The 9,875-nt window shown below is 46.9% G+C and carries 9 protein-coding genes; 6 read left to right on the top strand and 3 right to left on the bottom strand.

The features are described from left to right. Nucleotides 1-295: 295 nt before the first annotated feature. From GUA98_RS01085 to infC, 5 genes are all read left to right on the top strand, one after another. Nucleotides 296-1,303, top strand: a complete 1,008-nt coding sequence (locus GUA98_RS01085; RefSeq protein WP_095287568.1) for an LLM class flavin-dependent oxidoreductase — start codon at nucleotides 296-298, stop codon at nucleotides 1,301-1,303. 68 nt (nucleotides 1,304-1,371) lie between these two features. Continuing rightward, a complete protein-coding gene (locus GUA98_RS01080; protein ID WP_227779328.1) occupies nucleotides 1,372-2,145 on the top strand; it encodes a metallophosphoesterase family protein in 774 nt (257 codons plus the stop codon). Between the two features lie 107 nt (nucleotides 2,146-2,252). Then, on the top strand, nucleotides 2,253-2,576 hold the full coding sequence (locus GUA98_RS01075; RefSeq protein ID WP_153980669.1) for a (2Fe-2S) ferredoxin domain-containing protein: 324 nt from the start codon (nucleotides 2,253-2,255) through the stop codon (nucleotides 2,574-2,576). 169 nt (nucleotides 2,577-2,745) lie between these two features. Next, nucleotides 2,746-3,678 (top strand): manganese-dependent inorganic pyrophosphatase, encoded by a 933-nt coding sequence (locus GUA98_RS01070; RefSeq protein ID WP_153978149.1) that lies wholly within the window; start codon nucleotides 2,746-2,748, stop codon nucleotides 3,676-3,678. 97 nt (nucleotides 3,679-3,775) lie between these two features. Continuing rightward, a complete protein-coding gene (gene infC, locus GUA98_RS01065) occupies nucleotides 3,776-4,267 on the top strand; it encodes a translation initiation factor IF-3 (RefSeq protein WP_193721804.1) in 492 nt (163 codons plus the stop codon). A 172-nt stretch (nucleotides 4,268-4,439) separates the two neighbouring features. Here infC and GUA98_RS01060 read toward each other — a convergent pair whose 3' ends face one another. Further along, complete coding sequence (locus tag GUA98_RS01060) at nucleotides 4,440-5,270, bottom strand: protein-glutamine gamma-glutamyltransferase (protein ID WP_193721803.1); 831 nt, start codon at nucleotides 5,268-5,270, stop codon at nucleotides 4,440-4,442. A 283-nt stretch (nucleotides 5,271-5,553) separates the two neighbouring features. On the opposite strand from GUA98_RS01060, the gene GUA98_RS01055 reads away from it, so the two are divergent. Next, nucleotides 5,554-8,295: a PAS domain S-box protein gene (locus GUA98_RS01055; protein WP_193721802.1), complete on the top strand. Its 2,742-nt coding sequence runs from the start codon at nucleotides 5,554-5,556 to the stop codon at nucleotides 8,293-8,295. 105 nt (nucleotides 8,296-8,400) lie between these two features. Here GUA98_RS01055 and GUA98_RS01050 read toward each other — a convergent pair whose 3' ends face one another. Further along, complete coding sequence (locus GUA98_RS01050) at nucleotides 8,401-8,613, bottom strand: hypothetical protein (RefSeq protein ID WP_095358458.1); 213 nt, start codon at nucleotides 8,611-8,613, stop codon at nucleotides 8,401-8,403. A gap of 136 nt (nucleotides 8,614-8,749) precedes the next feature. Further along, the gene (locus GUA98_RS01045) at nucleotides 8,750-9,490 is read right to left on the bottom strand and encodes a hypothetical protein (protein WP_193721801.1); all 741 of its coding nucleotides are present in this window, start codon (nucleotides 9,488-9,490) and stop codon (nucleotides 8,750-8,752) included. Nucleotides 9,491-9,875: the final 385 nt, after the last annotated feature.

Here is a 9,875-nt window from a genome sequence, read left to right as displayed (position 1 = left end):
AAGCCACCGATGAAAATGCCTTTTGCGAAAGTCGAACCGCTTTGTACAGGATATTGATCTTCTGCTTTATTCATGTCTAATCACTCCCCAGCGGCTGCTGGTGGCACTTTTTTATTCACTGTAAACGGGACCGTGTATATTAAGGAAGAAAGAGAACATGTATCTAATTGCAATTCCACAGATACGAATAAAGAGATTTTGAAACTGTAATTAATAATGTTACAATGAAGTGTGTGTTAATTTTGCATTCGAAAAATATGGCCAGCAGCCCATTCGACGAGAGGAATGAATATAGATGAAACTTAGTGTACTCGAACATGGACATATCAATGAAGGACGCAGTGTACAGGACACACTGCAGGAGACTGTGACGTTAGCGAAGCATGCCGATGAACTGGGGTACTCCAGATTCTGGATGTCCGAGCATCATGGCGGCGGAGCATTGTCCTTCTCCAGTCCGGAGGTTATGATCGCTCATGTCGCAGCTCATACCGATCGGATTCGGGTTGGTTCCGGTGGTGTTATGCTGCCTCATTACAGCGCCTACAAAGTCGCGGAGAACTTCCGTCTGCTGGAGGCACTGCACCCTGGACGGATTGACCTCGGCATTGGCAGAGCACCAGGCGGCATGCCGATTGCGAGCCGGGCTCTGAATGAGGGCAAGGCTTCCAATGTACAATTTTTCCCGCAGCAAATTGCTGACCTGGGCGGTTATTTCCACGAGCAGCTGCCAGAGGATCACCGTTTTGCATCCCTGGTAGCCGGCCCGTCTGTACCAACGGTGCCTGAAGTATGGCTGCTGGGCTCCAGTTCGGAAGGTGCCCGGATTGCGGCAGCACAGGGAACGTCCTATGCATTTGCACAGTTTTTCGGAACACCTGGCGGGGAAGAAGCGATGAAATACTATCGTAGACATTTCAAACCATCGATTCTGAATGACAAACCTCATTCCATGATTGCCGTAGCGGCCTTCTGTGCAGAGACGGAGGAGGAAGCAGCAGAGCTGGCCCGTAGTAATGAACTGTTCTTTTTGCGTCTGGGCAGAGGATTAGAGCAGAGTTCATTTCCTTCGCTGGAAACAGTGCACAATTATCCTTATACAGCGATGGAAATGGAACAGATTCGCCAGCGCCGCTCCTTCTCCATTATTGGTACACCGGATCAAGTGAAGGACAAAATTACGGCCATGGCAGAACGTCATGAAGCAGACGAGGTCATTATTGCATCAGCCATTCATTCGTTTGATGCACGCCTACGCTCTTTTGGCCTTATTGCTGAAGCTTTTGGTCTCAAGAAGGATTAGAGCCGGTTGAACTGGAATTTATATTCTAAGGGGTTGGAGTCCCGCTATGCGGGGCTTCAATTGTATTCTTGTGTAAGCAGAGAGGAGGAATTCACATTCGCAGATGTATCATAAGTGATATTCATGGCTGTTATGATGAATTCAATGCGCTGCTTCGTCAAGTACATGTTGACCTCAATCAGGATGAACTGATTCTCCTTGGAGATTATGTGGACCGGGGACCGAAAAGCCGGCAGGTGGTTGAGCAGATCATGGAACTTAGGGAGAAGCATGGTGTAGTGGTGATCAAGGGAAATCATGATGCGATGATGGTCAAAGCTCTGATGAATGACGTGGAGGAGTATGATCTGCACTGGATTCGCAATGGCGGATTGCAGACACTGGGCAGTTATGTGGAGATTGATTTTGATGAACAAGAGATCGATTGGACTGCCTACACGGAAGCCAAGCAATGGATTCGCAGCCAATACGAACATCATCTCCGTTTTCTGAATGAACTCCCCCTTGTTCATGAAGTACCCGGTTATATCTTTGTGCATGCAGGAATTAATCCGGATGTAGAGGATTGGCGCAGCCAGCCTGAACGGGACTTTATTTGGATTCGGGAGGACTTTTACTCCAGGCCCACATCCATCCCGGATACGGTGGTATTCGGACACACACCAGTGAAGCACCTGCATGAGCGTGCAGATATCTGGTTTGACCCTAGTGGTGACAAGATCGGCATAGATGGCGGATGCGCGTACGGTGAGCAATTGAACCTGCTTGAGATCGGTGAGGATGGCCGTTTACAGACGTTTCATGTGAAAAGGGGAGAGACTGGAGAAGGCTTGGCAGATTAATATTTGCATTGCGTATCCAGGTTCCGTGTGCTACTTTATATTTTTATGAAAGATACCTGATTATCAATCAATACATATCATAGAAGTCGAGGGGAATGAACTGAGTTTTGGCTATTTATAATCTGGATCAACTTCAGCACCACATCCTGCTCTGCAACGGTGGTACTTGCATGCGGAACGAAGGAGAGGAAGTCACTCAGGCTGTACGGGATGAAATTCAGAAGCAGCAGGCCGGTGGATTTATTCATACAACACGAACACGCTGTAACGGGCAGTGTGACGATGCTTGCGTGACGATCGTGTATCCGCAGGGAGACTGGTATGGCAAAATGACCCCGGAATCCGGCCGTGCATTGGTACAGGCGCTCTGTGAAGGGGAGAAGCTGGAGAGTCACCTGATTGCGAACGTGGCTCAACCGTCTTCCAAATAGTACTGCAGGCTTTCTTCCTTTTACAGTGATGAAGCAGACCTTGAGAACGAATTTCAATCAATTCGCTGTTAAGGGTTTGGAATTAAGTCTTATTGACGCTATAATCAGTAAGGTATGATTTGAATTATGACATGATTATTCTAATCACAATTGACGGAGGGCTATAAATATGGAAAAAGCGTTAATCTTTGGTCACAAAAATCCTGACACGGATACGATCTGTTCTGCAATTGCGTATGCGGATCTCAAAACTAAACTGGGACAGGACGTTGAAGCTGTGCGTCTTGGTGAAGTGAACGGTGAAACCCAGTTTGCACTGGATCATTTCAAGGTGGAAGCTCCACGCCTGATCAAAACGGCTGCGAACGAAGTAAACAAGGTTATTCTGGTCGATCACAATGAGCGTCAGCAAAGTGTAAGCGATATTGAGGAAGTGACTGTTGCTGAAGTTATTGACCATCACCGCATTGCTAACTTCGAAACAAGCCAGCCTCTGTATTTCCGTGCAGAACCAGTAGGCTGCACAGCAACCATTTTGAATAAATTGTACAAAGAAAATGGCGTTGAAATTAGCGCACCGATTGCAGGACTGATGTTGTCCGCGATCATTTCGGATTCCCTGTTGTTCAAATCCCCAACTTGCACAGAGCAGGATGTAGCAGCAGCACGTGAGCTGGCTGCCATTGCAGGTGTGGATGCTGACAGCTATGGTTTGGATATGTTGAAAGCCGGTGCGGATCTGAGCCAGAAAACCATTGCAGAACTGATCTCCCTGGATGCCAAAGAGTTTGCCATGGGACAAGCCAAAGTGGAAATTGCACAAGTAAACGCCGTTGACGTTAACGATGTGCTTGTAAAACAACCGGAACTTGAAGCAGCGATTGAAGCGATTATTTCAAGTAAAGGGCTGGATCTGTTCCTATTCGTCGTAACGGACATTCTGAATAATGATTCCGTTGCACTGGCTTATGGTAAGTCTACCAAAGCGGTTGAACAAGCATACAATGTGACACTTTCCGATAGTAAGGCATTGCTGAAAGGCGTCGTGTCTCGCAAATCGCAAATCGTCCCTGTTCTGACCGAAGCATTCAATAACCTGTAATTGAACCATCCGGCACGAACATAGCAATAGTCTGATCCAAGCCTGCTCTGATCTGTCATAGGTCAGGACAGGCTTTTGCCGTAAAGGAGGATACACCATGATCAAGAACGAAAAGATCAAAGCATCCGAGATTGAACTGACCGGACTGAACGGTGAAGATCTCGGTATTATGTCCACAAAAGAAGCTTTGGCACTTGCCAAGCAGCATAAAGTGGATCTGGTATGCCTGTCCCTGATGACAAGCCCGCCACCCTGCAAACTCATCCGTGCTGGAGCAGCGAAAGAGGAAGCTCAGCAGGAGAAGAAAAAATCCGGTAAATCGCCGGACAAACGCAAGGTTAAGGAGATTCGTCTCAATTTGCAGATGGAAGACCATGACCGGGATACAAAACAAGCTCAGGCGGAGCGTATCTTGAAAAAAGGGGACTCGGTTAAGCTGGTCATACAGGTACACGGAAGCAAAGAAGGCGCCGCAGGTAAGGAGTGGGCAGAGCAGCTAAGCAAGTCGCTGGCTGAATATGGAACGAAAACAACAGGTATTCAGGTAAGTGGTAAGCAGGTTGTTGTCCAGTTGGACCCAAACACATAATAACAGGTTGATTTATGCCTGGCATGCGTAAAAATGGAAAGCCCGTGAGGTTTCCCAATAAGTTTACGCGAAGAAGCCCAATGAAAAGGCAGTGAATCTGCTTTTCCATTGGGCTTTATTTATGTTGTGGTCAGACGTTTTTCTATTCTCAGAATCCTCGTTAACCAAACGTTCAGCTTCCTGTTCGGAGATACCGACTGCCGCCAATCCGTACATATAATTGTCCGGGCAATACAGGCGTCGTTCCTGCAGGTGCATTCAGATCACTATTTTCGGCAAATCGGGAGAGATAATAAAAATCGGGATAAATCACATTATCCATCAAGTACGCTGAAACTTGGCTTCCGGGAGTACGAAATTGATTCAAAGTGCGAATAATCTGTCCCCCGGAGGCAATACCGATGCCATGACCATAATACAGATTTTCACGGAGCATAATCGTATTTTCCCCTTGCCACTCTGGCGTTTCTGAAGAGACATCCGGGTTTTTGAAATAAAGTACATCGCCGGGAAGTGCGTTATGGCTGCCGTTCTTCTCGGTTAATCGTAGATCGCTGTCATAGTGCCAATCGAAGAGCAGTAAGTCGCGAAAGAGTGAATTGAAGGCCTCCTCGCGAATACTTTCGAGTACTCCTCCGTACAGTACAATGACGGTTGCAGTTGCGCATTCAAATGCATACAGGGAGCCATTCCTCCAAATATCCCGAATGCCCTCAGCCGGAGTTACGTTCGGTTTGAGTTCAAATCCTCCCTCATTGTTGAGATTCCAGTAGGCGGGATTACATCTTGATTTCTCAAATGAAGCAAAGCTGACTCCGCTGGCATTCAATCCCTCAGCTGCATGAACCAGAGAGGCGCGAAGCTTCCATTCGAATTGCAGATGATCCAGGGTCTGATAGGAATATAGGGTCGGTCTGTTCTGAAGCTGCTGCAACCAATGCCATTCAAAAGCAGACCACTGAGAAGGTACCAAATCAAGCGGTTGATTCGCAACGATGATCATAGATGACAACCTCCGTTTCGTTAGGTGTTCAGGCTTGTGTGAACGGAACCTTACGTGTATCTTTTCATCTATATGACGATTGGTACCCGGAATTGTTCTCGGTTTGAACAATCCTTGTGTGAAAGCACACATAAAATGTCGATTCATGCAAAAGATTTCAGTCGATATCGTTTAATCAACATCCTATTTGGGGTACTACTCTATAGATGAAGTTATGTACAGCACAGGCTGTTAATTACGAATAAAATGGATTAAGAATAATTTGAAAAAAGGAGGATAAGCGGTGTCGAATCCAATTACAGAGAGCCGCTCTCTGTTTGAGCAACTATACAAATATGCACCAATCGGCATTGCTGTTGCTTCACATGTGAACGGACGTTGGCTTCAGCTAAATCCTGCGTTTTGTGAAATGCTGGGATTCAGTGAAGATGAGCTAATCGACTCACCGATTGAACATTTGATCCATGATATAGATCAGGAGATGGAGAGATTCAGGTCCAACTTCTGGGATATGACGAATGGGGTAAGCCAGATGTATGAGACGGAAGTCCGGTTAAAGCGTAAGGACGGTTCTCTTCTGTGGTCGAGCATACGGGCCTGCATTGTTAGGGATGAGGAGAACAACAATCCCCTTTATTTGCTTGTACAGGCAGCCGATATTACGAGACAAAAGGATGCGGAGCAGCACTTGATTGAACAGCGCAGACAGTTGGAAGAAAGTACCCGAATCTCTCGTATCCTTACGGAATCTTCTCTCGATCTTATTGCCATACATCACGCTGATCAGGAACGTACCTTCAAGTATGTGTCACCCGCCAGTCTGGGGATGCTGGGGTACAGGCCTGAAGAAATCGTGGGTCAATCCGGACTGTTCTGCATTCACCCGAACGATATTCCATTCGTGGAAGCGTATGTTGCAGGACAGATGCAGGGTCTGGCACCAGACCGTATTAACTACCGTCTGCTGCATAAGGATGGTTCAGTGGTGTGGGCTGATACAATCACTCACTACATCTATGACAAGCAGGGAAATCTGCAGGAGATGATTGCAGTGACCCGAGATATTACGGCGAGCAAAAAGCAGGAGCAGAGTCTACAGGAGTATCAATCACTCTTTGACTGTAACCCGTTAGGCGTAGCTTCGCTTGATTTGGATGGGAATTTGCTGAAGGCGAATGTCAGTCAAGAGCATCTGACGGGACATTCCAAGGCTGAGCTGCTTAGCCAATCTTTTGATCATCTCATAGATCCGGTGGATCTGGCCAAGACCCGATACCATTTTGAACAATCCGTCAAAGGTGAAGCTCAGAGTTATGAGATCGGACTCATTCACCAGGACGGACGCCGAATTGAAACCAGAGTGATCAACGTTCCTATTATTCTTGAGGATCGAGTTGTCGGTGTGTACGGCATTACAAGTGATATCACGGAGTCCAAGAGATATGTAGAAGAAATCGAGAATCTAAGCTACGAACGTGCCCTGATTCTGAATGCGATGTCTGAAGGTGTAATTGGACTGGATCCAAACGGAACATTGATATTTGCCAACCCGGCTGCAGCTGAGATGATGGGTTTCTGTCCAACCGAGATGAATGGGGTACATTTCGAGCAGATTATTCTGCAGATGCAAAACGAAGCAATCCCTTACCCGGTCAATGAATCACCGATTGTAAAGGCAGTACGGGAAGGTCGCAGTCTGCCTAGATCGCAATCTGTTTTCTGGAGGCAGGATGGTTCAAGCTTCCTCGCGGAATTTCAGCTCAAACCGATTATGGATCAAGGAAATACCCGCGGAGGAGTGCTGGTGTTTCGGGATATGACTTCGGTGAATGATATCATTCGTGCCAAGGAGCTCGCTGAACAGGCGGACCGTGCCAAATCCGAATTTCTCGCGATTATGAGCCATGAGCTGCGCACTCCACTGAATGGGATTATGGGCATGGCCCATCTTTTAAAAGAAACAGAGCTTGATGAAGAGCAATCCGGCTTCGCTGAGATCATCATTGATAGTGGGGAGTCACTGCTTCACATTCTCAACGAGATACTTGATTTCAGTAAAATTGAGGCTGGTAAGATGGATCTGTCACGCGACGCCGTGGATATCCAGGACATGCTGGCGAGTGTGGTTGAGCTGTTTGCCCTGAAAGCAGCCGAGAAAAATATAGAGCTGTATTGTGAGATGTCTGACCAGGTTCCTGAGCGTGTCAGAGGGGACGAAACCCGAATTCGTCAGATTCTGATCAATCTTGTGGGCAACGCGGTTAAATTTACGGAGAAAGGCAGCATTCAAATTCGTGTGAGTGTGAATGTCCCCGAAGATGGTGATCCGAACAAACTCCAGCTCTCTTTTGTCGTAAAGGATACGGGAATCGGCATCGCCATGGACAAACAGCATCAATTGTTCCAGTCCTTCTCCCAGCTTGACCCGGCCATTAACCGCAAATATGGTGGTACCGGTCTTGGACTTGCGATCAGCAAGAAGCTGGTTGAATTAATGGATGGTGCGATTGGGGTGCATAGTGAAATGGGCAAGGGAGCCGAGTTTCATTTTACCCTGCTGCTTGAGAAATGGCAGGACGAGTCTGGTGACGGAATGGAAGCTTCAGACCATACTTGGGTTGAAGATGATCAATCCCTGCTCGCAGCAAATATTCGCATCCTGATTGCGGAGGATCAGGCGGTGAACAGCCACCTGATGGAGGAGCTGCTGCGCAAGCTGGGAGGCGTCTGTGATATCGTTGAGAACGGAGAGGAAGCGGTACGCGCACTCGAAAGGGAATCTTACGATATCGTCTTCATGGATATCAAAATGCCCATCATGGACGGGATTGAAGCAACCTGCAAAATAAGACAAAGCCATCCTGAGATTCCGGTCATCGCAGCAATAACAGCATTTGCGGGTGAGAGTGATCGTGAAGCATGCCTGGAATGCGGAATGCAGGATTTTATTAGCAAGCCGTTCAGCTCATCCGAAATTACCCGTGTTCTTCGCACCTGGGTACCTTATATCCGGGCTCATCGGTAAATGCTGGATACATGAAAGCGTAAGATGAAACCTCAAAAAAACCTGCTCCCGATTAAAGGGGCAGGTTTTTTGAGGTCTATAACCGTAGTCCATGACCAAACAGGATCAGGACCATCCTCCGATCAACCCGGAGAGGGTTACGCATTCATCATCTTCCAGTTCCGCAATCAATGTAAGTTCTTCGTGATCACTTGGATCAACAGAGAACAATTCGCGGCGTCCATCTTCGTGTTTAATAATAACCAGTTGGTTGCCGCTTTTTGTATCAAACTGGTACTTAACTCCGATACCAGGCAGTGGGCATTCCCGGATATTCATGAAACCTGTCACCTCTTTAGCTATGCCATAATGAATTTAACCGTTCACACAGTACGGATGTATTCTACTATCCATAATACGGTTTGGCAAGTCAAACATCCAATTATACTCCAGTATTCACATTAAACGGCTGAAGTTATCCCTTGTGGCGGCGTCTTGTCCGTCTGCGGTGGACAAAAAACCAGATAAGCAGTGCAGCGACGGCAATTAAAGCGATGACTCCGGTAATGATAATGTTACGAATATTTGGTACCTGTACCGTCAAGTCCAGTGTATTCGAATTGAGGGGAGAAATGTGCCAGGTCAGTGTCTTCCCCTGATCTTCAACCAGGTCCGCGTTGGAATCTTGCGCTTTGATTGGCAAACTCAGTTTAAAGTCGAAGTTCACATCTTTGAGCAGCAGGTTCTTAAGAAAGCTTGGCACCTTGTTGATCTGATCCTTAATCTCCCCATCCGGCATGGATTCCATCAGGTCAGCGGTGGCAGTAACATGGAATCTGGAAGTGAAGAAGCCTGGCTCCGTGGACTGCTCGACCTGGATGCCTTTTGGAAGCTTGGACAGATCGAAGCTAGCGGCGGTATTGCTTTTCTCATAGTGGGTTGTTGCCGAGAGCTGCTTCCGTTCTCCTTCGTCTACGACCTCGGCCTGAAAGTTGTTTTTCTTCAGGGCTTCTTCGAGGAGGGGCATCAGATTGTCCTGTCCAATCTTTCCGAGCGCGGATTCGGTTACACCGAGACGGATATCCAGGTCGGTTGAACCATCCATATTGACGGTCAGATGGGCTTCTCCATCGGCACAAGCGGATAGAATGATCAGCATGAGGCCAAGCATAAATGTAAGAAATAGATGGCGTAAGGGAATACGAGTCGACGACATTGATTTCAACCTTTCTACGTAAGCGATTTGCATAAGTCCATGCTACAAGCTGCATTCAAACCATTACTTAATAAATAGATTTATAGTATACACCGGAAATATGTCAGATGAAACTTCTGGTAAGTCATCCTGACTTGATAACCATTTCGATACGACGAATGGGATGCAGATCGAATCGTTGTGCAATACTAGTTTATGTAAAAATTAAAGATGTCGTATTTTTGTCAATGTTGGGACAATTCAAAAGGCGTTTCACCGTGTAAACTGTAAATAGTATGTTGATCAATCGGATGCAGGGAGGGGTACATTCATGACATACATCATTATTCTAATTGCAGTAATGGTTGTGGGAATGATCGGAATGGGCTGGTTCTTTCAGATTCTT

The organism is Paenibacillus sp. P13VS, from assembly GCF_015143645.1.
Lineage (GTDB): Bacteria > Bacillota > Bacilli > Paenibacillales > Paenibacillaceae > Paenibacillus > Paenibacillus xylanilyticus_A.
This window is presented reverse-complemented; position numbering and strand designations above follow the sequence as displayed.

What these genes read in the sequence shown, in the direction of transcription:
- infC (WP_193721804.1), top strand. Translation starts at nt 3,776, where the DNA reads ATGATCAAGAACGAAAAGATCAAAGCATCCGAGATTGAACTGACCGGA.
- GUA98_RS01050 (WP_095358458.1), bottom strand. Translation starts at nt 8,613, where the DNA reads ATGAATATCCGGGAATGCCCACTGCCTGGTATCGGAGTTAAGTACCAG.
- GUA98_RS01085 (WP_095287568.1), top strand. Translation starts at nt 296, where the DNA reads ATGAAACTTAGTGTACTCGAACATGGACATATCAATGAAGGACGCAGT.
- GUA98_RS01045 (WP_193721801.1), bottom strand. Translation starts at nt 9,490, where the DNA reads ATGTCGTCGACTCGTATTCCCTTACGCCATCTATTTCTTACATTTATG.
- GUA98_RS01070 (WP_153978149.1), top strand. Translation starts at nt 2,746, where the DNA reads ATGGAAAAAGCGTTAATCTTTGGTCACAAAAATCCTGACACGGATACG.
- GUA98_RS01060 (WP_193721803.1), bottom strand. Translation starts at nt 5,270, where the DNA reads ATGATCATCGTTGCGAATCAACCGCTTGATTTGGTACCTTCTCAGTGG.